Annotated in this window: 18 protein-coding genes and 1 pseudogene; 7 read left to right on the forward strand and 12 right to left on the reverse strand. The window is 71.8% G+C overall.

Annotated features, from left to right (window positions below):
* Positions 1 to 4: 4 nt before the first annotated feature.
* Entirely contained in the window at positions 5 to 3274 is a 3270-nt protein-coding gene (locus tag ACGFRF_RS07220) for a GH92 family glycosyl hydrolase (protein ID WP_393737598.1), read from the reverse strand.
* Between the two features lie 511 nt (positions 3275 to 3785).
* On the opposite strand from ACGFRF_RS07220, the gene ACGFRF_RS07225 reads away from it, so the two are divergent.
* A complete protein-coding gene (locus ACGFRF_RS07225) occupies positions 3786 to 6446 on the forward strand; it encodes a SpoIIE family protein phosphatase (RefSeq protein ID WP_393737599.1) in 2661 nt (886 codons plus the stop codon).
* Here ACGFRF_RS07225 and ACGFRF_RS07230 read toward each other — a convergent pair.
* Positions 6424 to 7155: a hypothetical protein gene (locus ACGFRF_RS07230; RefSeq protein ID WP_393737600.1), complete on the reverse strand. Its 732-nt coding sequence runs from the start codon at positions 7153 to 7155 to the stop codon at positions 6424 to 6426. The genes ACGFRF_RS07225 and ACGFRF_RS07230 overlap by 23 nt on opposite strands.
* A gap of 305 nt (positions 7156 to 7460) precedes the next feature.
* Positions 7461 to 10256: an aconitate hydratase gene (locus ACGFRF_RS07235; protein ID WP_393737601.1), complete on the reverse strand. Its 2796-nt coding sequence runs from the start codon at positions 10254 to 10256 to the stop codon at positions 7461 to 7463.
* A 243-nt stretch (positions 10257 to 10499) separates the two neighbouring features.
* On the opposite strand from ACGFRF_RS07235, the gene ACGFRF_RS07240 reads away from it, so the two are divergent.
* From ACGFRF_RS07240 to ACGFRF_RS07255, 4 genes are all read left to right on the forward strand, one after another.
* Complete coding sequence (locus tag ACGFRF_RS07240; protein WP_393737602.1) at positions 10500 to 10829, forward strand: hypothetical protein; 330 nt, start codon at positions 10500 to 10502, stop codon at positions 10827 to 10829.
* Between the two features lie 37 nt (positions 10830 to 10866).
* Positions 10867 to 11064, forward strand: a complete 198-nt coding sequence (locus ACGFRF_RS07245; RefSeq protein ID WP_393737603.1) for a DUF4236 domain-containing protein — start codon at positions 10867 to 10869, stop codon at positions 11062 to 11064.
* Positions 11065 to 11128: 64 nt separating this feature from the next.
* Positions 11129 to 12658: a helix-turn-helix domain-containing protein gene (locus ACGFRF_RS07250; RefSeq protein WP_393737604.1), complete on the forward strand. Its 1530-nt coding sequence runs from the start codon at positions 11129 to 11131 to the stop codon at positions 12656 to 12658.
* 277 nt (positions 12659 to 12935) lie between these two features.
* Positions 12936 to 13076 (forward strand): hypothetical protein, encoded by a 141-nt coding sequence (locus tag ACGFRF_RS07255; protein ID WP_393737605.1) that lies wholly within the window; start codon positions 12936 to 12938, stop codon positions 13074 to 13076.
* An 842-nt stretch (positions 13077 to 13918) separates the two neighbouring features.
* On the opposite strand, the gene ACGFRF_RS07260 is transcribed toward ACGFRF_RS07255, so the two are convergent.
* The gene (locus ACGFRF_RS07260; protein ID WP_393737606.1) at positions 13919 to 14701 is read right to left on the reverse strand and encodes an SDR family NAD(P)-dependent oxidoreductase; all 783 of its coding nucleotides are present in this window, start codon (positions 14699 to 14701) and stop codon (positions 13919 to 13921) included.
* Between ACGFRF_RS07260 and ACGFRF_RS07265 the strand changes: the two genes are divergently transcribed.
* A complete protein-coding gene (locus ACGFRF_RS07265; RefSeq protein WP_393737607.1) occupies positions 14700 to 14882 on the forward strand; it encodes a hypothetical protein in 183 nt (60 codons plus the stop codon). The two genes, ACGFRF_RS07260 and ACGFRF_RS07265, sit on opposite strands and share 2 nt — an antisense overlap.
* A gap of 68 nt (positions 14883 to 14950) precedes the next feature.
* Here ACGFRF_RS07265 and ACGFRF_RS07270 read toward each other — a convergent pair whose 3' ends face one another.
* From ACGFRF_RS07270 to ACGFRF_RS07280, 3 genes and pseudogenes are all read right to left on the reverse strand, one after another.
* Entirely contained in the window at positions 14951 to 15658 is a 708-nt protein-coding gene (locus ACGFRF_RS07270; RefSeq protein ID WP_393737608.1) for a B3/4 domain-containing protein, read from the reverse strand.
* A 30-nt stretch (positions 15659 to 15688) separates the two neighbouring features.
* On the reverse strand, positions 15689 to 16336 hold the full coding sequence (locus ACGFRF_RS07275; RefSeq protein ID WP_393737609.1) for an FMN-binding negative transcriptional regulator: 648 nt from the start codon (positions 16334 to 16336) through the stop codon (positions 15689 to 15691).
* A 30-nt stretch (positions 16337 to 16366) separates the two neighbouring features.
* Positions 16367 to 17201 (reverse strand): annotated as a pseudogene (locus ACGFRF_RS07280) (EamA family transporter).
* 117 nt (positions 17202 to 17318) lie between these two features.
* On the opposite strand from ACGFRF_RS07280, the gene ACGFRF_RS07285 reads away from it, so the two are divergent.
* A complete protein-coding gene (locus tag ACGFRF_RS07285) occupies positions 17319 to 17903 on the forward strand; it encodes a helix-turn-helix domain-containing protein (RefSeq protein ID WP_393737610.1) in 585 nt (194 codons plus the stop codon).
* A 135-nt stretch (positions 17904 to 18038) separates the two neighbouring features.
* Here ACGFRF_RS07285 and ACGFRF_RS07290 read toward each other — a convergent pair whose 3' ends face one another.
* The 5 genes from ACGFRF_RS07290 to ACGFRF_RS07310 are packed head-to-tail and all read right to left on the reverse strand — an operon-like array spanning position 18039 to position 23395.
* Entirely contained in the window at positions 18039 to 19247 is a 1209-nt protein-coding gene (locus tag ACGFRF_RS07290) for an MFS transporter (RefSeq protein WP_393737611.1), read from the reverse strand.
* A complete protein-coding gene (locus ACGFRF_RS07295) occupies positions 19247 to 19765 on the reverse strand; it encodes a GNAT family N-acetyltransferase (protein WP_393737612.1) in 519 nt (172 codons plus the stop codon). The genes ACGFRF_RS07290 and ACGFRF_RS07295 overlap by 1 nt, the downstream gene beginning before the upstream one ends.
* Positions 19765 to 21081, reverse strand: a complete 1317-nt coding sequence (locus tag ACGFRF_RS07300; protein WP_393737613.1) for a type III PLP-dependent enzyme — start codon at positions 21079 to 21081, stop codon at positions 19765 to 19767. Before ACGFRF_RS07300 ends, ACGFRF_RS07295 begins: the two co-directional genes overlap by 1 nt.
* The gene (locus tag ACGFRF_RS07305) at positions 21078 to 22367 is read right to left on the reverse strand and encodes a DUF6271 family protein (protein ID WP_393737614.1); all 1290 of its coding nucleotides are present in this window, start codon (positions 22365 to 22367) and stop codon (positions 21078 to 21080) included. The genes ACGFRF_RS07300 and ACGFRF_RS07305 overlap by 4 nt, the downstream gene beginning before the upstream one ends.
* Entirely contained in the window at positions 22364 to 23395 is a 1032-nt protein-coding gene (locus tag ACGFRF_RS07310; RefSeq protein WP_393737615.1) for a phytanoyl-CoA dioxygenase family protein, read from the reverse strand. Before ACGFRF_RS07310 ends, ACGFRF_RS07305 begins: the two co-directional genes overlap by 4 nt.
* Positions 23396 to 23420 lie beyond the last annotated feature (25 nt).

Raw genomic sequence — 23420 nt, forward strand, 5'->3', positions numbered from 1 at the left:
GTGCTCAGCCGGTGGCCAGCGTGAACACGTGCAGGTCCGCGTTCTCCGGGAGCCGGACGCTCTTGATCGTCCGGCCGGCGGGCGCCGCGAAGGGCTTGGTGGCGAAGACGTACGTCGCCACCGGGTCCTTGTCCGCACCGGCGACATTGCGGTACGCCGCCTCCGCCACGACCTCGTTGCCGAACTGGACGGTGCCGCCTCCGCCGCCGACGGTCCAGTCGGTGAAGGACAGGTCGACGGTATCGGTGGTGCCGTCGGAGTAGGTGACGGTCGCCTTGGTCTGCTGGTTGCCGTTGACCGCGCTGCCGATGAAGGACAACCTGGCCGCGGGCGTCGGCAGTTCGATCGTCCGGCCGTTCGCCGAGGCGTTGTCCGGACGGCCGGTGGGCGAGTTCGGCCAGGTGAAGGCGAGGCCGTCCACCGTGCCCCGCCCGCCCGGGGTCAGTCCGGCCGCGGCGAGGGCCTGGCGCGAGTAGCTCCAGCCGCCGCCGTCGTAGTCGGCCTCGTCGTGGTCGCCCTCGTCGTCGGAGACGCCGGTGTTGTCGTAGGCGGCGAGGAGGGAGCCCGGGGCGGCCACGGTCAGCGAGACCGGCTGCTGGTACGAGGTGTCGCCCGACGTCACCGTGACCTTGACGTCGGCGAAGCCCTGCGCGGCGTCCCGCGCGGCGGTGAGGGTGATCTCCTGGGCGCCGTCGGCCACCGTGCCCTCGGCGGGCGTGGCCGTGATGCCGGCCGGGGCCTGCACCCGGAAGCGCACCTCGGGGCCGGTGCCGCCGTTCAGCGACAGCGCGCGGACGCCGATCTTCGTGCTGTCACCGGGCGCGAGGGTGGCGGCGGTCGGGCCGACGCCGATCTGGTACGGCTGCTCGCCCTCCCGGAAGGACGGCGGCGGGCTGCCCGCGCCCCAGGCGTGGTTCGGGGTGGCGGACAGGGTGTAGTCGAGTCGGCCGCCGTCCCGGACGAAGGAGGCGGGCAGCCAAGGACGGTCACTGGTGCGGCCGTCGACCTTCAGGGACTGGACGTAGGGCGCGTCGGCCGCGGCTCCGGCCGCGCGGATGGAGATGTCGTTGCCCAGGGGCCGGTGGATCTCCACCCGCTCGAACAGCGGGGAGGCGAGGACCAGTTCGGCACGGGACGGCACCTGCGGGTACATGCCGAGCGCCGAGAAGACGTACCAGGACGACATCGCGCCGAGGTCGTCGTTGCCGGGGATGCCGCCGGGCTGTGTGGACCACAGCTGCCGCATCGCCGCGCGGACGGTCTCCTGCGTCTTGTAGGGGGCGCCCGCGTAGTCGTAGAGGTAGGGCACGTTGATCGACGGCTCGTTGTCCAGCTCGGACTTGGCGCCGCCGTTGCCGGTGAAGGCCCAGCCGCCGTCGGCGTCGTGGAAGAAGTCGTCCAGCCGGGCGAGGGCCGCCTCCCGGCCGCCCAGCGCGGCGAACAGGCCCGCCGGGTTGTGCTGGACCATCCAGGTGTACTGGGCGGCCGTGCCCTCGACGAAGCCGTTGCCGGTGTCGGGGGTGAAGCCGGTGACCCAGCTGCCGTCGGCCTTGCGGTTGGCGATGTAGCCGCCGCTCGGAGCGGCCGCGATGTTGAAGTTGTTCTGCCACCACTGGGCCCGGCGGGCGAAGGCGGCCGCGGTGTCCTTCTCCCCCGCGGCCCGCGCGAGCTGGGAGATCGCGAAGTCCGCCGTGGACATCTCCAAGGTCTCGGCCGCGCCTCCCCAGGCGTTGGACACGCTCGGCATGTAGTGCAGCCGGAGGTACTTGTCGAGCGAGGGGCGCTGCCCCACCGAGAGCACCGGCTTGCCCGCCGCCGACAGGTCCTGCTCCGTGGGTACGGTCGCCGCCCTGACCAGGGAGTCCAGGGCGCCCTTCAGATCGAAGCCGGTGCCGCCGAAGGCGCGGATGCCGGCCAGGGCGGCCGGCGAGGGGTCGCCGTTCATCACGTGGGTGCCGCTCGCGCCGTGCAGCCAGCGGTCCCAGATCCCGCCGTTCTGCCGGGCGAGTTCGTACAGCGACTGGGCGATGTCGGAGCCGGTGCGCGGGTCGAGGAGGGTCAGCAGCTGCACCTGGTCGCGGTAGACGTCCCAGCCGGAGAAGGTGCCGTACTGGGCGCGGTGGCCGCGTCCGACCCGGTGCACCGCGCCGTCGCTGCCCCGGTAGCGACCGTCGGCGTCGCTGATGACGTTCGGGTGCAGCAGCGCGTGGTAGAGCGCGGTGTAGAAGGTGGTGCGCTCCGCGTCCGTGCCGCCGCCGACCCGGACGGCGCCCAGACGCTCGCGCCAGGCACGGCGGGCCGCCTGCTCGACGGTGCCGAAGGAGCGTCCCGGCGGGTTCTCGGTGGCGAGGTTCGCCTCGGCGGCCTCCCGGCTGACGTAGGAGATGCCGACCTTGACGTTCACCGGACCGGCGCCGGGCGCGAACTCCACGTAGCCGCCCGCGCCCTTGCCCGCGACGGGCCGCCCGCCGTGCGAGAAGCCGCCGGTGCCACCGGACGCCTGTGTGGAGCCCGGATCCAGCTTGTCGTCGCGCCAGGTTCCGGTGGCCTGGAAGGCGCGGTCGAAGCGGGCGGTGAAGTACAGGGTGTAGTAAGCGCGTTGTCCCTCGGGGTCGAGGTAGCCGCAGAAGTTCCCGGAGGTGACGGAGCCGGAGATCGTCCGGGTGTCCGGGTCGATCGTGACCGTCGAATCCTCCGAGCCGACCTCGGAGCCCGCGGTGCGCACCAGCAGGGAGGCGGGCTTGCCGGTCGGGTAGGTGAAGCGGGCCGAGCCGGTGCGTGTGGTGGCGGTGAGGTCGGCGGTGACGCCGGAGGCCAGGCCCACCTTGTAGTGGCCCGGCTCGGCGGTCTCGTCGGCGTGGGTGAAGTCCGAGGCGTAGACGGCGTCCTTGGTGTCGCTCGCCGGGGATGAGGTCACCTCGCCGGCGTACGGGAAGAAGGGGATGTCGCCGCCGCCTCCCGCACAGCCGGTGCCGGACATGTGGGTGAGGCTGAAGCCGCGGATGCGGGTGGCGTCGTAGTGGTAGCCGCCGGGTGCGGCGGTTCTCGTGGCGTCACCGCGGGTGTTCTCCGGGCTCCAGGAGAGCATGCCGAACGGCACGACGGCGCCAGGGAACACGTCACCGCCGTTCTTGGTGCCGATCAGCGGATCGACGTACGGCGTGGGGTCCTTGACGAGGTCGGGGGGAGCGGCGGTCGCCGCGAGGGCGGGGGTGGCGGCGCCGCCGGTCGCGAGAAGCGCGGCCAGCAGCAGGGACATGGGTCTGAAACGCATGACGCGGCCCTTCCTCCTGACGGACGGGTCGCGCACCACGGGTCGCACAAGCCGCAGGGACAGTAGCGTGCGCCACCCGTACCACGGAAGACCGCGTGCGCCTGCGCAGGCGCACGCCCCGATCACCCGGACGGGCTACCTCAAGTGTCTTGACATCGTTGTCCGTTGAAGCGGTAAAGTCATGTACAGACCATAGACAACGTTGTCTCGCGCCATGCCGGCGCACAAGCCACGCAATTCCTGTTTCAGTCCATCTCCTCCGGGCGGGTCGCCCACCCCCCTCGCCCGCCCGGCTCGCGGACCCGGTGCGCGACTCCACCGGGTCCGCCCCGAGCACACCCGGGGCGAACGAGGCGCGCACGCGACACAGCTGTGACTGCTGTGACCAGGCGCGACTTCTGATACGGATGAGGCGCGAAAAGGTGCGTCCATCTTGTGGACCGGCGTAGTCACGGGCATGCGCCGGTGCTACAAATGCCGCATGTCGGACCGATTCGCCCGATTCAGGCGTATGTCATGGCGTGCCGTGGTCGGCAGGAGCCCGCGCAGCGTCGCCGGGCAGGTCTTCCTTCTCCAGGCGGTCCTGGTGGTCCTGCTGGTGATCTGCGCCGTCATAGCTCTCGTCCTGCAGTCGGAACGGGACACCAGCACGGAGGCCAGACGCCGTTCCATAGCCGTGGCGCAGACCTTCGCGCACTCCCCCGGCCTCGTGCAGGCACTGCACTCCCCCGACCCGTCGAAGCTGCTCCAGCCGCTCACCGAAGCGGGACGCAGGTCCGCGGGCGTCGACTTCATCGTGGTCATGGACACCCACGGCATCCGCTACACCCACCCCATACCGACCAACATAGGCAAGCGGTTCGTGGGCACGATCGGACCGTCGCTGGCCGGCAAGGTCTACACGGAGAGCGTCCACGGCCCGCTCGGCCACGAGGTGCAGGCGACCGTCCCCATCGACGACCACGGCCACGTGGTCGCCCTCGTCTCCGCCGGGCTGAAGGTGAAGAACGTCACCAGCCAGGTGAACCGGCAGCTGCCGATCATCCTGGCGGCCGGTGCCGGGGCGCTCCTGGTGTCGACCGGAGGTACCGCTCTGGTGGGCAGGAGGCTGCGGCGGCAGACCCACAGCCTGGCTCCCGACGAGATGACCCGCATGTACGAGCACCACGACACGGTGCTGCACTCGGTGCGCGAGGGCGTGCTCATCGTCGGTGACGACGGGCGGCTGCTGCTCGCCAACGACGAGGCCAGACGCCTGCTGTCGCTGCCCGCCGAAGCCGAGGGGCGCCATGTGGGTCAGCTGGCGGGCCTCGACCCCGCGACGGTGGAGCTGCTGCTGTCCGGGCGCGAGGCCAGCGACGAGGTGCACTTCGCCGGCGGACGCCTGCTGGCGGTCAACCAGCGGCCCACCGACACCGCGGGAGGTCACCGGGGCACCGTGGTGACGCTCCGGGACTCCACCGAGCTGCAGGCGGTGTCCGGCCGGGCGGAGGTCGCACGGGAGCGGCTGGAGCTGTTGTACGACGCGGGCCTCTGCATCGGCACCACCCTCGACGTGGTCCGCACGGCCGACGAGCTGGCCCAGGTCGCCGTCCCCCGGTTCGCCGACTTCGTCACCGTGGACCTGGCCGACGCCGTGCTGCACGGCGAGGAGCCGGCTCCCACCGCCACCGACATGCGGCGCGTCGCGGTGAGCGGCATCCTGGACGACCATCCGCTGTACGAACAGGGGCGGCTGATCGACTTCCTGCCGTCCACGCCCCAGGCACGCAGCTACGGCTCCGGCGACTCCGAGCTGGTGACCGACCTGTCGGCCGCGGAGGGCTGGCAGGCGCAGGACCCGGAACGGACCCGGGAGATCCTGGACTACGGCATCCACTCGCTCATCTCCGCCCCGATCCGGGCCCGCGGCGTGGTGCTCGGCATGGCCAACTTCTGGCGGTCCAAGCGGGAGCCCTTCGACGAGGAGGAGCTGTCCCTGGCGGAGGAGCTGGTGGCCCGGGCCGCGGTCAGCATCGACAACGCCCGCCGCTACACCCGCGAGCACGCCCTGGCGGTCACCCTCCAGCGCAGCCTGCTGCCGCGGGCGCTGCCCGAGCAGAGCGCCCTCGACGTCGGCTACCGCTACCTGCCCGCCCAGTCGGGCGTGAGCGGCGACTGGTTCGATGTGATCCCGCTGCCGGGCAGCCGGGTGGCGCTGGCCGTCGGCGACGTCGTCGGGCACGGCCTGCACGCCGCGGCGACGATGGGCCGGCTGCGGACCGCGGTGCACAACTTCTCCACGCTCGACCTGCCGCCCGACGAGCTGCTCAGCCATCTGGACGAGCTGGTCGGCCGCATCGACCAGGACGAGGCCTGTCCGGAGACGGCCGGGGAGATCGTCGGTGCCACCTGCCTGTACGCGATCTACGACCCCGTGACGCGCCGCTGCGCCATGGCCCGGGCCGGGCACCTGGCGCCCGCGCTGGTCTCGCCCGACGGCAGCGTCACCTTCCCCGACGTGCCGGCCGGGCCGCCGCTGGGGCTCGGCGGCATGCCGTTCCAGACGGCCGAGCTGGAGCTGGCCGACGGCAGCCAGCTCGTCCTGTACACCGACGGGCTCATCGAGGACCGCAGGCGCGACCTGGACGTGAGCATGGAGCTGCTGCGCCGGGCGCTGGCGGGACACCCCGGCCGGTCCCCCGAGGACAGCTGCCGGGCGGTGCTGGACGAGCTGCTGCCGGAGCGCCCCACGGACGATGTCGCGCTGCTCATCGCGCGCACTCGGGCGCTGCCGTCCGAGAACGTCGCCGACTGGGACGTGCCGCGCGACCCGGCGGCCGTGTCGGGGATGCGGCTCGCCGTGTCCGGCAAGCTCGAGGAGTGGGGCCTGGCCGAGCTGGGCTTCGGTATGGAACTCGTGCTGAGCGAGCTGATCACCAACGCCATCCGCTACGGCTCCGATCCGATCCATGTGCGCCTCATCCATGACCGCACACTGATCTGTGAGGTGGCCGACGGCAGCAGCACCTCGCCGCATCTGCGGTATGCCGCGACGACCGACGAGGGAGGCCGGGGCCTGTTCCTCGTCTCGCAGCTGGCCGAGCGCTGGGGCACCCGGTACACACCGCACGGCAAGGTGATCTGGGCCGAACTGACACTCCCGGACCTCACGGCGCTCCTCGCGGACTGAGGCCCCGCTCGCCCCGACAACGGCCGAACACCGCGTCCGGACGGCACGCCCTCACCCCCGCGCCCGACCGGTGCATGGCGGCGTGTCCGCTCGGCGGTGGGTGTCGGGCCGGGCCGGGGGTGGCGGGGGCGGTCCGGTGGATCGGGGCGGGGGGCCTGGCCGGTCTCGCTGCCGGGAGCGGTGTCGCGTGCCGCCACCCCGGGCAGCGCGGTGACCTGTCCGTGGCCGAGCGGCGCGCGGGAGATCTCGCCGGCGGTGGCGGCGAGGCGGCCGAGCGGGCGCAGCTGCCGCCGGACGACCACCGCGCACAGGCCGCCGACGACCGCGAGCGCGGCGGCCCGGCGACGGCCCCGGTCCGGGCGAGCCGGCGGAGGGTGTCCTGTACCTCGCCCAGGGGCAGGCCGGTGAGCACGCGGATGCCTCTCGCGTCGAGGGCGGTGAGCCGGTAGGCGCCGAGTCCGGGCACGGTGCGGGTGTGCGCCGAGCCGTCGGCCCGGATGCCGGTGAGGGCGGTGCGCTGGGCGGCGGTGAGGGCGCGTGGGGACGCGTTCCGGGCGAGGACCGCGGCCGAGACGATACGGCCCCGGGTGTCCAGCCGGGCGGCGAGCAGTCCGGCCGGGTGGCCGCCCTCGTCGACGAAGGCGAGGCCTGCGGGGGCGTCGGGGTGGAGTGCGGCACCGGCCAGGCCGTGTGCGGCGGCCTCGTTCACGCGGTCGTCCAGGGCGCCCGTCAGGTAGGCGCGTTGGGCGAGGACCGTGGTGAGGGGCCGGCGCGGCGCACACGCAGGCGAGGGTGGCGGTGACGAAGAGCAGCAGGCGTGCGCGCAGCGAGCGGACGCGCGGTCGGGGGCTCATCCGCGGGACCCAGGAGCGCCGGACATGTAGCGATTCTGTTCCGGTCCGCTGGGGGAAGCCTGTGCTCCGGCTGAGGGTCGGCGATGACCTGGGACGCGCACGGCCGAGGGCCGCACCCCCGCCACCGGGGATGCGGCCCTCGACTGCTGTGCCGTACCGCTTACTTGCGGATCAGGCTGCGCAGCACGTACTGCATGATGCCGCCGTTGCGGTAGTAGTCCGCCTCACCGGGGGTGTCGATGCGGACGACCGCGTCGAACTCGACGCCGGTGTCGGTGGTGACCTTCACCGTGCGCGGGGTGGTGCCCTCGTTGAGCTCGGTGACGCCGGTGATGGAGAAGGCCTCCTCGCCGGTCAGGCCGAGGGAGGACGCGGACTGGCCCTCCGGGAACTGCAGCGGCAGGACGCCCATGCCGATCAGGTTCGAGCGGTGGATGCGCTCGTAGGACTCGGCGATGACGGCCTTGACGCCGAGCAGCGCGGTGCCCTTGGCCGCCCAGTCACGGGACGAGCCGGAGCCGTACTCCTTGCCGGCCAGGACGACCAGCGGGATGCCCTGCTCGATGTAGTTGCGGGAGGCGTCGTAGATGAAGGAGACCGGGCCGCCGTCCTGCGTGAAGTCGCGGGTGTAGCCGCCCTCGGTGCCCGGCGCGATCTGGTTGCGCAGGCGGATGTTGGCGAACGTACCGCGGATCATGACCTCGTGGTTGCCGCGGCGCGAGCCGTAGCTGTTGAAGTCACGACGCTCCACACCGTGCTCGGTGAGGTACTGGCCGGCGGGGGTGTCGGCCTTGATGGCACCGGCCGGGGAGATGTGGTCGGTGGTGACCGAGTCGCCCAGCTTCGCGAGGACGCGGGCGCCGGAGATGTCGGTGACGGGCTCCGGGTCCATCCGCATGCCCTCGAAGTACGGGGGCTTGCGGACGTAGGTGGACTGCGGGTCCCACTCGAAGGTGTTGCCGGTCGGGACCGGGAGGGACTGCCACTGGGCGTCGCCCGCGAAGACGTCGCTGTAGGACTTGGCGAACATGTCCTCGCCGATGGCGCCGGCGACGACCTCGTTGACCTCGGCCTCGGAGGGCCAGATGTCCTTCAGGTAGACCGGGTTGCCGTCCTGGTCGGTGCCCAGGGCGTCACGGGTGATGTCCACCTTCATGGAGCCCGCGATGGCGTACGCGACGACCAGCGGCGGGGACGCCAGGTAGTTCATCTTGACGTCGGGGTTGATGCGGCCCTCGAAGTTCCGGTTGCCGGAGAGGACCGAGGTGACCGCGAGGTCGTGGTCGTTGACGGCCTGGGAGACCTCCTCCGGCAGCGGGCCGGAGTTGCCGATGCAGGTGGTGCAGCCGTAGCCGACGAGGTTGAAGCCCAGCTTGTCCAGGTACGGGGTCAGGCCGGCCTTCTCGAAGTAGTCGGTGACGACCTTCGATCCCGGGGCGAGGGTGCTCTTCACCCACGGCTTGCGGGTGAGGCCCTTCTCGACGGCCTTCTTGGCGACGAGGGCGGCGCCGATCATGACGTACGGGTTGGAGGTGTTGGTGCAGGAGGTGATGGCCGCGACGGTCACCGCACCGTGGTCCAGCTCGTAGGTGGTGCCGTCGGCGGCGGTCACCGGGACCGGGTTGGACGGTACGGCACCGGTGCCCTGGCCGTGCTGCGGGGCGCCGGCACCGTTCTCCTGGTGGCCGTAGGCCGGGGCGTCGGAGGCCGGGAAGGACTCGGCGCTGGCCTCGTCGACCGGGGAGGCGGCGGCCTCCGGCGACTGCGCGACGGGCGCCTCGACGTAGTTGAGGACGTCCTTGGCGAACTGCTGGGCGGCCTCGGCGAGGACGATGCGGTCCTGCGGGCGCTTCGGGCCGGCGATGGACGGGACGACCGTGGCCAGGTCCAGCTCGAGCTTCTCGGAGAAGTCCGGCTCGGCCTTCGGGTCCAGCCAGAGGCCCTGCTCCTTGGCGTAGGCCTCGACGAGCGCGACCTGCTGGTCGGAGCGGCCGGTCAGGCGCAGGTACTTCAGGGTCTCGTCGTCGATCGGGAAGATCGCGGCGGTGGAGCCGAACTCCGGCGACATGTTGCCGATGGTGGCGCGGTTGGCCAGGGAGGTGGCGGCGACGCCCTCGCCGTAGAACTCGACGAACTTGCCGACCACACCGTGCTTGCGGAGCATCTCGGTGATGGTGAGCACGAGGTCCGTGGCCGTCGTGCCCGGCTGCAGCTCACCGGTGAGCTTGAAGCCGACGACGCGCGGGATGAGCATGGAGACCGGCTGGCCGAGCATGGCGGCCTCGGCCTCGATGCCGCCGACGCCCCAGCCGAGGACGCCGAGGCCGTTGACCATGGTGGTGTGCGAGTCGGTGCCGACCAGGGTGTCCGGGTAGGCCTTGCCGTCGCGGACCATGACCACGCGGGCGAGGTGCTCGATGTTCACCTGGTGGACGATGCCGGTGCCGGGGGGTACGACCTTGAACTCGTCGAACGCGGTCTGGCCCCAGCGCAGGAACTGGTAACGCTCCTTGTTGCGGCCGTACTCCAGCTCGACGTTCTGCTTGAAGGCGTCGTTGGTGCCGAACTTGTCGGCGATGACGGAGTGGTCGATGACCAGCTCGGCCGGCGCCAGCGGGTTGATCTTGGCCGGGTCGCCGCCCAGCTCCTTCACTGCCTCACGCATGGTCGCGAGGTCCACGACGCAGGGCACGCCGGTGAAGTCCTGCATGATCACGCGGGCCGGCGTGAACTGGATCTCCTGGCTGGGCTGGGCCTGGGAGTCCCAGCCGCCGAGGGCGCGGATGTGATCGGCGGTGATGTTGGCGCCGTCCTCCGTGCGGAGCAGGTTCTCCAGCAGGACCTTGAGGCTGTACGGCAGGCGGGCCGAGCCCTCCACCTTGTCCAGCCGGAAGATCTCGTACGACTCGTCGCCCACCTGCAGCGTGCTGCGGGCGTCGAAGCTGTTCGCCGACACGACAGTCTCCTTCATTGATGTGCGCGTACCACCGTCAATCGTGCCGCCACGCCGGCTTGGCCGATCCGCTGAGGTAAGGCTAAGTTAGGGAACCCTTACTGAGGTGGCGGCTGCGGTGCGCCTCGGCAGATATCTCGATGTCGAGATAACTCTAGTACATGGGGGCCGCCGGGTCATGTCCGGACCGGCTCCGGCATGCCGACGCACCGCGGCGAGCCACACACGGCGAACGAGGACCAGCGCATGCGTCTCGACACGGCCCTGCTGGGCCACTGGAGCAGCCACCCCTTCGAGCTCGGCATCATGGAGCTGTCGGAGCTGGAGTTCCGGGGCGACGGGACGGGCAGCACGACGCTCGCGAACGCCTCGGGCGACGACGTCACGGACATCACCTGGCACTGCCCGGCGACGGGGGTCCTGGAACTGCGCGACGAGTACGGCGACGTCAGCCGGGTCCGCTACACCCTCTCGCCCGCCGTACCGGCCACCGGCGGGGAGCCTGTGCCCGCCGTCACCTTCGAGCCGCCGCTCCTCCACGCCCATCAGTACGCGCGCACGGGGTATCCGAACTGAGCGGTACTCAGACCGGCGACCCCCGAAGGAGGCCTCCATGCCGCTCACGTTCCGCAAGAGCTTCCGGATCCTGCCCGGGGTGCGGCTGAACATCAACCGGCACTCCTGGTCCATCACCACGGGCGGCAGGCATGGCCCGCGACACACCCACAGCAGCACCGGACGTCGTACGACATCGGTGGATTTGCCCGGACCTTTCGGGTGGCGTCGTTCGCGTACGACCAGGGACCATTGACGGGTCATCACCCGAATGGACCCCCCAGGAGGCGCCATCTCATATCTGAGATAGCCTCAACCTCATGTCAGACGACTACCTCGTACGCATCGGCAAGCTCATCCGTGACGCCCGGCAACACCGTGGCTGGACACAGGCGCAGCTCGCGGAAGCGCTCGGTACCAGCCAGAGCGCGGTCAATCGCATCGAGCGCGGCAACCAGAACATCAGCCTTGAGATGATCGCCCGAATCGGTGAGGCCCTGGACAGCGAGATCGTGTCGCTGGGCTATGCGGGTCCGATGCATCTGCGCGTGGTCGGCGGCCGTCGGCTCTCCGGCGCCATCGACGTCAAGACCAGCAAGAACGCCTGCGTGGCCCTGCTGTGCGCCTCGCTGCTGAACAAGGGCCGCACGGTGCTGCGCCGGGTCGCGCGGATCGAGGAGGTGTACCGCCTTCTGGAGGTACTGAACTCCATCGGCGTGCGCACCCGCTGGATCAACGACGGCGTCGACCTGGAGCTGGTCCCGCCCGCCGAGCTGGAGATGGCGGCGATCGACGCGGAGGCCGCCGTCCGCACCCGCTCGATCATCATGTTCCTGGGCCCGCTGCTGCACCGCATGGACCACTTCAAGCTGCCGTACGCCGGCGGCTGCGACCTGGGTACGCGGACCATCGAACCGCACATGATCGCGCTGCGCCGGTTCGGCCTGGACATCGCGGCCACCGAGGGCCAGTACCACGCGCAGGTGGACCGCACGGTCCGTCCCGACCGCCCGATCGTCCTGACCGAGCGCGGCGACACCGTGACCGAGAACGCGCTGCTGGCCGCCGCGCGGCACGACGGCGTGACCGTCATCCGCAACGCCTCCTCCAACTACATGGTCCAGGACCTGTGCTTCTTCCTGGAGGCGCTCGGCGTCAAGGTGGAGGGCATCGGCACCACCACGCTGACCGTGCACGGCGTGCCGAACATCGACGTCGACGTCGACTACTCGCCCTCCGAGGACCCGGTCGAGGCGATGAGCCTGCTGGCCGCCGCCGTGGTGACCGAGTCGGAGCTGACGGTGCGCCGGGTGCCGATCGAGTTCCTGGAGATCGAGCTCGCGGTCCTGGAGGAGATGGGCCTCGACCACGACCGGTCACCGGAGTACTTCGCGGACAACGGCCGCACCCGTCTGGTGGACCTCACGGTCCGGCCCTCCAAGCTGGAGGCGCCGATCGACAAGATCCACCCGATGCCGTTCCCCGGCCTGAACATCGACAACGTCCCGTTCTTCGCGGCCATCGCGGCGGTCGCCTCGGGCCAGACGCTCATCCACGACTGGGTCTACGACAACCGCGCGATCTACCTGACCGACCTCAACCGCCTCGGCGGCCGCCTGCAGTTGCTGGACCCGCACCGGGTCCTGGTCGAGGGCCCGACCCGCTGGCGGGCGGCCGAGATGATGTGCCCGCCGGCCCTGCGCCCGGCCGTGGTCGTCCTGCTGGCGATGATGGCGGCCGAGGGCACGTCGGTCCTGCGCAACGTGTACGTCATCAACCGGGGCTACGAGGACCTCGCCGAGCGCCTGAACTCCGTCGGGGCGCAGATCGAGATCTTCCGGGACATCTGACGGCCTTCAGGCAGAGCGCCGCTACAACCCTGCGGGGCGGGAAGGGAGGTGGCGGCGCTTCTGGGCTTTTCTGGGGCTTCCGGCTGGGTACGGGGGCTTTTCGAGTGACACGCCGACGTGTCATCGGAAAGAAGTCACAGGAAGCGAGCCACGGCTCGTCCTCGTCCTGGCAACCTTGGTGGCCGGCTACACCGTACTCACGGCCTACATGGTCGAGCCGGACGGCTCCTGAGGCCGACAGGCCGTCACCAACTCCGGTGTCGCGGCCAGTGTCGGTTTGGCCTTCTGCGCTGTGCTGGCGCTGCTGACCTGGGTGTCCGTCAAGCCCGAATGGCTACGCAGGTGGTGGTACGCCGCCCCCGCGGTGCTGGCACTCGCCGCACTGCTGCGGCTGACCGTGCTGGCGCCCAGCCTCTGATTCACCCGTCTCCGACGAATCCGCGGCCCGCTCACCGCCCGTCCGCAGACGGTGAAGGGCACGGTGAGCTTTCAGTTCCCGGAGAGAGAGCGCACAGGCGCTGTGAAGGTGCGCGGCGAGTCGGGCTGGCCGATGCGGGGCTGCTCGCATCGCCACGGGAGCGGCGAGGGCACGTTTGCCGCGGATGGCGTGGACGGCACGTCAGGGGAACCGTGGGGTCCTCCTCGGGCAGTGGCCCACTACCGCCCTTCTCCTCGTGAGCGACTCGTTCAGACACTGCCGCGATCTCGATCGGATCCGGCGCCGAAGTTCGGATGGGCGCGGCCTGCCGGCAGACATGGCTCGCCCAGCAGCCCTCTCCCGTCGCGACGGCTGCCGCCAAGGACAACGCCACTGACACCGAGTCAAGTCGGACGAGTTCGCGATCTGCGTCTCCGGCAGCGATCTGGTGGTGTGGGTCGTACGCGTCGGACATCGCTCCACTGTCTACGACGACTGAACACCCCCTGTCATCCCGCGCCCCGATCCATCACGGTAGATGCGCGCTGGGGTGGTGCCGGGTGTCGGGAACCAAGCAGTACAAGTCGTTCTGGGACCGCACGTGGGGCGGTGTTGTCTCGATCAGCCGAGACGGCGCGTACTGACCAGGCCAGCGATCACTGCTGATTCCGGGACGTCTGAGCTCCCGCAGAACTGAGCCGCCGCACCGGTTTCGACCTGCTGAGCTGTAAGCCAGAGGGAAGTGCGGCGGCTCCGCTGGGGCTTCATGGGGCTCGGGGACTTTTCGTGTCGTGCTCCACCCCGGGCGCCGCGCAGCGCAGGGTCCGGGCGCGCTCCTGCCCCTACGCTCGGGGGTCCGTGTAGCGGGACGCGAGGGTGGGCTGGTTGCCGCCTGTGAGGAGAGCGGTCTCCGCGGCGAGCAGGGCGGCCTGGGCGGCGGCCTGGTCCTCCAGTCCCGGCACGCACACGGTTTCGCCGAGGCGGAGCCCGGCCAGGCCGGCCGAGGCCACGTCTTCGGGCGACATGGCCCAGGGGATGCTGCGACCGGCACCGCTGTTCCAGTCCGTGGCCACGACACCGGGGCAGACCACCTGGACGCGCACCGGGGTGTCGGCCAGTTCGCCGGCGAGCGTGCGGGTGAACGCGAGGGTGGCGGACTTGGCGGCGACGTACAGGGTGCGCCGGGGCGCTCGCGGGTCCGTGCTGCCCGCGCTGAACGCGAGGAGCGAGGCGACGGTGCCCTCCCCCGCCGCGAGCATCCCCGGCAGCGCGGCGCGGACCAGCTGGACGGGGGCGACGGCGTTGAGGGTGAGCAGGCCGTTGATGTCGGCCGGGTCGACGTCGGTGAGCGGGGCGTAGCCGCCGGCGCCGGCGTTGCTGATCAGCATGCGCACGTCCCCGGCGGACAGGCGGTCGGTGACGGCGGTGATGCCGTCGTGGGTGGCGAGGTCGGCGGGCAGCACCTCGACGGCGGCTCCGCGGGCTCGGAGCTCCTCGGCGAGGTCGCCGAGCCGTTCCGCGCGCCGGGCCACCAGAACGAGGTCGTGCTCGTCCGCCAGGAGACGTGCGTAGGCGGCGCCGATGCCGGAAGAGGCGCCCGTGATCAGGGCGATGGTGCGGGTCATGGGAAACAGAGTCCATCAAGCGCAACTGCACCTCACCGAGGCCGGACGGGCAGCGCTGAGCGCGGCCGACGAGATGATCGCCGGTATCGAGCGCCACATCACCGAGGGCCTCGGCCCGGACGGGAGCGCGCAACTGCGGGCGCTGCTCGACCAGGTGGCCAAGACGGTCCGCGACGCCTGAGCCCCCACCCGGCCGCTGGTGGGCGTGGGCTGCGCGTCGTGCGAGTCCGCCAGGGCCGGAGCCGGGTGTCAGGCGGTGGCGTGCGGCTGGGTCGGGCTGAGGTACCGCACGGCGGTCCGGTCGGCGTGCGGGGCGAGGAGGCCGAGGAGCTCGTCGGCCGCGACCTTCAGCAGGTCGCCGTCGCGGGCGGCGTGGAGGGTCTCCAGGACGAAGGCGACGTGGGTGGAGTCCTCGGTGACGCGGGTGCGGTGGGCGTCGCGGTGGTTCCAGTGGCGGGTGAGGACGCCGGTGGTGTCGGCGTAGATGATCTCGCCGGGCTTGGGGTGCTCGACGGTGCCGGGTTCGCCCAGCGGGGTGAACGCCTCGGTGCCGTCCGCGGGGCGGATGTCGACGTCGCCGGTGACCTGGTCGAGGTCGAAGGCGCCGGCGGGCAGGCCGTGGCGGACGGAGACGGCGTTGTAGGAGTCGACGGCCGGGTTGATGCGCGGCAGGGTGCCCTTCTTGGCGAGGCGGCGGCCGAGGGCGTCGACGCTGGGGCGGATGCGGCGGGGGTTGGTGCCGAAGGAGCGGTAGGCGGTGTGCCACGCCTCGATCCGGGGGTCGGTCTCGTCGGCGGGCTGCCACGTGCCGTCGGCGAGCTGCTGCTCCAGCTCCTCCTGGGCGGTGACGGTGTGCGGCCAGGGCTCGTGGCCGCGGAGTCCGGTGACGGTCACCAGGGCGATGAGAGTGTCGGCAAAGGCGTCGGCGACGGCGGGGACGATGCGGAAGGAGGTCATGAGGCGGGGTCCGTTCGTGCGGTGGGCGGGTCAGGACTTCCAGGGGCCGACGCGGTCCAGGCGGTGGAGCTGCCGGCGTGCGGTGGGTACGTCGAGGCCCTGACCGCGTGCGAGGAGGGCCTCGGCGACCGAGGTGCGGTGCTCGACGGGCTTGTGGTCGTCGTACTTGAACTTGGCGCGTACGTCGGTGACCTCCAGGCGCAGGCCGCGGATGCCGGACAGCATCCGGCCGTAGGGCGGCTGGTCGACGGCGACGGGGGCGTGGTCGCTGTCGGGCTGGAAGTGCGTCATCTGGCGGCGCAGCAGTTCGGCCTTGGCTTCGGGGTCGTCGACCAAGTGGGCCTGGCAGGTGAACTGCACCGCCGCGTAGTAGCTGGTGGGCACGCCGTCGGTGGGCGGAGTGCCCGGCTTGGCGCGCCAGGGGCCGGGGATGAAGGCGTAGTCGCCGATGACGGTGAAGGTGACGTTCGGGTCGTGCTCGATGGTGCGCCAGACCGGGTTGGGGCGTGCGAGGTGGATCAGGAGGTGGTTGCCGTCGCCGGTGAAGTGGGTGGGAACCGTCATCGGGGCGTCGCCGGGCAGGCCGTTGACGCTGAGGAGGCCGAAGTCGTGACCTTCGGCGATCCAGGCCTGCCATTCGGCATCGTCCAGACTGGCGTCCCAGGGCTGGATGAACACGGGCTTCTCCTTGCGGGGGCGGGCGGTGGTTCAGGTGAGGGCGAGGAGACCGACCGCGACGGCCGCGGTACCGAGCCCCACGAGCTGGCCGCGGTGGATGCGTTCGGCGAGGACGGTGCGGGCGAGCAGAACCGTGCCGGCCGGGTAGAGGGCGGTGATCACGGCGACGACGGTGAGGTCGCCGCTGCGGGCGGCGAGCAGGAAGAGCAGGTTCGCCACCGAATCCAGGACGCCCGCGGCCGCCGACATCGCGTACACCGGGCGCTCCGGGCCCAGCCTGCGGCGCAGCAGCCCGGCCGCGGCCAGGGTGACGGCCGAGGAGACGGCCCGGCCCACGATCAGCGGGGACACGCCGCTGCCGGACGGCGCCTGGTGCAGGAAGACCAGTTGCAGGGCGATGGCGGCGCCCGCGCCGAAGGCGAGCAGCAGCGCCGTACGGGACGGGCGGGCCGGGCCGTCCCGTGTCCGGCGCTGACCAGGACCACGGCCAACAGCACGAGCGGCAGTCCGATCAGGCCGGCGACGGTCAGCCGCTCGCCCTGGAGCAGCCCGACACCGACCGGCAGCGCTGCCGACACCAGGGCGGTCAGCGGGGACAGCACGTTCATCGGACCGATCGCCAGGGTGTGGTACAGCAGGGCGAACGCCGCGGCCGACGCGACCCCGGACGCGGCGCCCCAGCCGACGGCCGACGTGCTGAACGAGGCGCCGAGCACCGGCCACAGCAGCAGTTCGACCGCGAGGCTGGCCGGGCCGCCACCAGCACGGTCCGCAGCACATGGGCTTTGCGGGCACCGAGGCCGCCGAGGAAGTCGGCGCACCCGTAGGCGAGCGAGCTGCCCAGGGCCAGCAGCAGAGCGATCACGGCACATCCCTTACCATTCAGTGGAACGTCTGCACGGTACAACGGAACGACCGGCGAATGTCAACCAAACGACCGCGCGGTGCATCGAGCCGGTCTGCTGCAAGGGACGGTGATGAGGTGGTCGAGACAGCCACAGCACTGCGGACGGTCGCGCACAACGTCCGGTCGGCACGGGTCCGCGCGGGCCTGTCCCTGGAGGAGCTCGGCCGGCGCGCCCAGGTCAGCAAGGGCGCCCTGGTGGCGCTGGAGAAGGCACAGGGCAACCCCAACCTGGCCACCCTGGTCAGGCTGGCCGACACCCTGGGCATCTCGGTGTCCGCGCTGATGCAGGGACCGCACGAGGGGCGGGTGCGGATCGTGGCCGCGGATGCGGTGGCCCCGCTGTGGACCGGCGAACACGGCGGGGAGGCCCGGCTCATGCTGACGACCTCGGGCCCGGCCCCGGTCGAGGTCTGGCGCTGGCGCCTGGACCCGGACGAGGAGTATCCGAGCCATCCCCATCAGGCCGGGGTCGTTGAGACGATCAGCGTCGTCTCCGGCCGGATGACCCTGGTCGTCGACGGCACCGAGCACGCCCTGGAAGCCGGCCAGACGGCCACGTTCGACGGCGACACGGCCCACACCTACCGCGGTTCCGGTACCGAGCCCTGCCACCTGATCATGACGGTCCACCTGCCTCCGGGCCCTCCTGCCACGGCGTGATCGGGGCACCCGGTGCCCTGGTGGAGCGGAAGCCGCCCGCGCGCGTGCGGAACGCGCCGGGTCACCGCGGACGCGATGCCGGCGCGGGGCGCTGGGGTGCCGCGTGGTTCCGTGAGTCCGCCGCCGGCGAGGAGGCTACGCGCCCTCACTCGCCGGTACTGCGGCCTCGGTGGCCGGTGCCGGGGCATGGTGGGCCCAGGGGATCCGGATCGCCGTCAGGGTGACGATCAGGGCCGAGGCCGCCACCGTGGCCATGCCCAGGGTCAGGCTCGCCGCGCCCGCGACGAAGCCGATCAGGGCGGGACCGCCCAGGAGGCCCGTGGTGCCCATCGCGGCGACCAGGGCGAGGGCGTCCGAGCCGCGTTCGGCGGCGGCGACGTACACGCACGGGGTGACGGCGGCGGCGCCGAGGCCGACGCAGGCGAAGCCGAGGAGCGTGGGGACGACCCCGCCGGCGAGCAGCGCGAGGGCCAGGCCGACGGCGGCCACGGCGCTGCCGGTGCGGACCACGCGTCCGTCGCCCCAGCGGGTGCGCCAGCGGTCGGCGCACACCCGGGCCAGCAGCATCATCACGGAGACGACCGCGATGCCCAGCGGGGCCACCGCCGAGGACGCCTTGACGACGTCCTTCATGTAGAGCGTGGACCAGTCGTTCATGGCGCCCTCGGTGATCGTGCCGAAGGCCATGGCGCAGCCCAGCAGCAGGGTCGTGGCGGAGGGGAGCGTCAGCCGGGCGCGCTGTTTCGGGGTGTCCGGGGTGGCGGGCTCGGCGTCGGTGGCCGTCAGCAGGCCCGGGCGGGCGCCGGCGAGCAGGAGCAGCAGCAGGGCACCGGACACGGTGAAGTGGGCCGGGACGGACGCGGTCAGCGCGGTCACGCCGGAGGCCAGCAGGGCGGCGGCGAGCAGGCCGGCGCTGAACGTGGCGTGCAGTTGGGACATGGCGGTGCGGTCGTACGCCTTCTCCAGTGCGGCGCCCTGCGCGTTCATGGCGACGTTGAGGCAACCGACCGCGACCCCGTCGGCGCAGACGGCGAGGAGGGCGAGGGGGTAGTTCGGCACGGCGGACAGGGCGGCCAGTACGGCGACCAGGCACAGGGCGGAGGCGAGGGACAGCCGCCGGGAGCCGAGGCGCCGCGTCAGGACGGCGACGAGCGGGAAGGAGGCCGCCGCACCGGCGCCGCAGGCCATCAGCAGCAGGCCCACCTCCCCGGCCCCCAGGTCGAGCCGGGTCTTGAGCGCGGGGAGGCGGGAGATCCAGGTGCCGTACTGGAAGCCGAGGAAGCTGAACAGCGCCGCGATCGACCACTTGGCGCGCTGGAAGGAGGGGGTGAGGACGCCGGGCATCAGACTGCTCTCCGTCCCTCGTGGGGGCGGACGGCGGCCAGCTGTACCGACATGTAGACCGTGTCGCCGCCGTAGCCCGGCGGTAGGCCGGCCTCGGGGTGGGCCTGGTAGCCGTTGGCCCGCCAGAACGGCTCCTTGCCGCCGACCGCGATCAGTGACATGGTCTCGAAGCCGCGGGCGCGGGCCACGTCGGTGAGATGGCGCACCAGGCGGGTGCCCAGTCCGCGGCGGCGCAGGGGCGTGCTGATGACGAGGTCGTGCAGGTGGAGGTTGGCCGAGTGGTGGACGACCTGCTCCGCGCGGGTCAGGTCGGGGCAGTGGAACCTCGGGTAGGGCAGGGCGAGGACATAGCCCGCGAGCCGGCCGTCGAGGTCGAGGACGAAGCAGGTACCGGCCGAGGCCCGGGCCCGTGAGCGCAGCATCTCCTCGCCCTCCGTGAGGGAGAGGTCCGCGTACGCCTCGGCCTCCAGGGCGGCCAGCGCCGGCCAGTCGGCCTCGGCTATGCCCCGTATGCGCATCAGGTGTTCCCTTCCGTGCCGTTCATGGGGGCCAGGGGCTCGCCGCTGCCGCGTACGCAGACGCACGGCAGCGGGCGGATGCCGTTGAACCCCTGGGTCATGTAGCTGGTGGCGTAGGCGCCGGCGGAGAGGATCCAAACCGGGTCGCCGGAGGCGACGGACCGGGGCACGCGCACAGGGTGCCGGCCGCCGCCGTAGGCGTCGTCGCTGTCGCAGGTGGGGCCCGCGACGACGGCGGCGACGTGGTCCCGGTCGTCGGGGTGGCCCCCGGGGAAGACCAGCCGGTGCGTCACCTGGTCCATCTCGTAGAGGCCGTTGAACTTGCCGCAGCTGAGATAGAGCCAGTGGGCGTCCGTCCCGTCCGGCTGCCGGCGCCGGGTGAGCCGGGAGACGTGGGCGCGGACGGCGCCGTGGTCGGCGACCAGGTGGCGGCCCGGTTCCATCACGAGGTCGAGGGGTGCGCAGGTGAGGCCGCGCAGACGGTCGAGGCCCTCGCGGAGCACGGTGAAGATCTTGTCCAGGGGCGGTTCGAGGGGGTTGCCGTGGCGGTCCCGGTAGCCGAGCGCGGGCAGGCCGCCGCCGAGGTTGACGTGGTCGGGTACGATCCCTCGCCCGGCCAGCGCCGTCAGGGTGTCGGCGAGGGTGTCGAGGGCCTGTTGCCAGGCCTCGCCGGTCATCTGCTGGGAGCCGACGTGCACGGACAGGCCCGCCGGGGTCAGGCCGGCCGCGCGGGCCGTGGTCAGCACCCGGACGGCGTCGTCCGGTGCGCAGCCGAACTTGCGGTTCAGGCCCCACAGGGCGCCTTCCCCGCTGGTGGCGAGGCGGCAGAAGACGCGGGCGCCGGGGGCGTGTTCGGCGATCGCGGTGACGTCCTCGACGCTGTCGGTGGCGAAGGTGCGGATGCCGAGCCGGTGGGCCTCGGCGATGTCCCGGTCGGACTTGACGGTGTTGCCGTAGTGGATGCGGTGGGTGGGGGCGCCGGCGTTCAGTGCCTGCCTGATCTCGGCGGGGCTCGCCGCGTCGAAGCCCGCGCCGCGGGCGGCCAGGCAGTCCAGGACCTCGTCCACCGGGCATGCCTTGAGCGCGAACCGGATCCGGGCTCCGGGCAACTCGCTCAGCAGGGTGTCGTATTGGTGCTCGATGCCGGTGAGGTCGTAGACGATGCGGTCGGTGTCGGCCGCGGCGAGCGCGGTGGCCAGCGGCGCGCTGATGGTGCCATGGAATGCGGCCGGGCGTCGGATGTGTCGTGGTAGATCGCGCCCACGCGGCGGTAGCCGCATGTCGGACGGGGCCCCGCGTCCCTTCGGGGTGCTCATGCTCGGGCCGCTTCGATCAGGGCCGGCCAGGCCTCGATCAGGTGAGCGTAGTCCTCGATGTCCGTCGCGGCCTCGTCCAGTAACCGCTCGCGTTCCGCGGCGAGTCGGTCGGCGACCGTGGCGTAACGGCCGCCGAGCTTGCGGTACGCGGTGTCGACCCGGTCCAGGCGCCAGATGTTCTCGGCACGGTCCAGGGCGGTGCTCTCGCGCAGGAACTCCACGATCCGGTCGGCCCGGACCCGTCGGTGGTCGTCCAGGAGCCGGTCGCCCTCGGCCGCCATCCGGTCGTAAACGTGGTGGAAGTAGAGCATCGACAGCAGGAACTTCACGAAGCGCCGCTGGTAGGCGGGAAATCCGGTGTCGGTACGGCGTTCGGGGGTGTGGAAGTTCTCGATGTGCCGGTTGTGCAGGATGCCGGGCAGCCCGGCGTCGTGGACCAGGTGGAGCAGGAAGTAGTCGCTGCCGATGGTGTCGGTGGCGGGCGGCAGCGGGATCCGTTCGTACACCGCGTGGTCGAAGGCCACGTTGCACATGTCGACGCGCATCGGGTCGACCAGGGTGAGTGTCGCGTGGTCGCCGGTGAAGGGGGCGGTGCCCGCGCCCGTGAAGGACTCCTCGACCAGCTCCCGTTTGCGCTCCTCCGGCCAGTCGCCGGGTACCCAGAGGCCGACCACGTCGTGGTAGACGGCCTCGTCCAGTCGCCGTATCTCGCCGATGTCGACGGAGAGTTCACCGATGAAGGAGGCACCGGCCAGGGAGACCGGGCGGTGGGCCAGCTCCGGGTCGAGGTCGGTGCGGGTGACGGCGGCCGCGGCCTCGGCGGCGGGCCGGCCCAGCCACGGCAGCTCGTGGTGGACGGGGAACACCGGCTGCCCGGCGTGCAGCTGGTAGGTGCTGTCGGAGTCCCTGCGGTGCACCGACCGGCAGCCGAGGGACGCGGCCAGCAGGAACGCGCGGTTGGTGCAGGCGCCGTAGGAGACGGCGGGCGGGAGCATCAGGCGCAGCAGCCGGTCCGGTTCGGGCAGGCCGGCCTTCCGGATGATTTGGCGCAGCATGTCCCGCTGGGCTTCCTCGCCGAGGTGGCGGACGGTCACGCCCGGCGCCGGGGGCAGGGCGGCGACCGTGCGGGTGTGGTCGGCGCGGGTGCGGTCGTCGGCGGAGTCGAGGATCAGCAGCTCGATGTCGGCGCCGAAGCGGCGGGCGGCGTAGCGGGCTTCGGCGTGCAGGGCGGTGAGGGTGGCGGAGCAGGCCCGGTTGGTGGGCAGGGTGAGGCAGACGCGGTTCACTGGGCCCCTTCCGCGGCGGCCCAGGAGTCCAGACCGAGCAGCTTGCGGCCGAGCGGGTTGAGTGTGGCGGGGCCGTAGCGCAGGGCCTCCGGTCGGCGGGCGTCGCCGAGCAGGGTGGCGTTCCAGTCGGGGGTGGCCAGGGTGCGCCAGGACTGCACGCGGGAGTCGCGCAGGGCCGTGTGCTCCTCCAGTGCGGGCATCATCGACAGGTACTGGACGGCTCGGACAGCGTTGTCAGAGAGGTTCGGGGCGACGCCGTGCGCCAGCAGCCCGTTGAAGATCAGCAGGTCACCGGCCTGGAGGTCGGGGCGGACGACCGGGACCTCGGTGCGGTCGGTGCCCGGGCGGATCGGGTCGCGGCCGGGCGGCCGGGCGACGCGCCACTCCTCGAAGCGGCGGAACAGCTCCGGGGCGCACTGGAAGCCGCCGAGTTCGGGCCGGGTGTCGGTGAGTGCGATGATGCCCTGGACGCGCTGCGGGAGTACGGCGAGGGTGGTGTCGACGTCCCAGTGCAGCTCGATGTCGAAGCCCTCCTCGGTGGGCTCGATCAGGGAGCGCGAACGGGTGCCTGTGTTGGGCGGGTTGAGGTTGAGCCGGTCCAGGGTGACCCACAGCTCCTCGCAGTCCCAGACGTCCACGAAGGCGTCGTAGACCCGCTGGTTCTGACGGCTGTCCCAGATGAGCTGGTGGTGGTACGCCTCGACGAAGCCGTAGATGTAGAGGTGCTGGTCCAGTTCGGAGCGGAACTCCGGCTGTGCGTACCAGGTTTCGGGGCGGCCGGGATCGAGGCCCTGGAACTGCCAGGCGAAGTCGAGCAGGCCCTTGGCCTCGCCGGGGGTGATGGCCTCGCGGACGACGACATAGCCGTACGTCTGCCAGAAGGCGTAGTCCTGTTCGGACAGCACCCTGAGGGGCCGTGCCTTCTGGATGTCGCGCAGGGGTGTCGGGGCGAGGTAGGTCTCGCCGTCGGCGCTGAAGTAGGGGCGGTCGGTCGCCGCTCGGTGGAGGTAGGGGGCGGACGTCTGCATGCGATCACTCCGGGGTGGTGGGTCG

It is taken from the genome of Streptomyces sp. NPDC048521 (assembly GCF_043199855.1).
Lineage (GTDB): Bacteria > Actinomycetota > Actinomycetes > Streptomycetales > Streptomycetaceae > Streptomyces.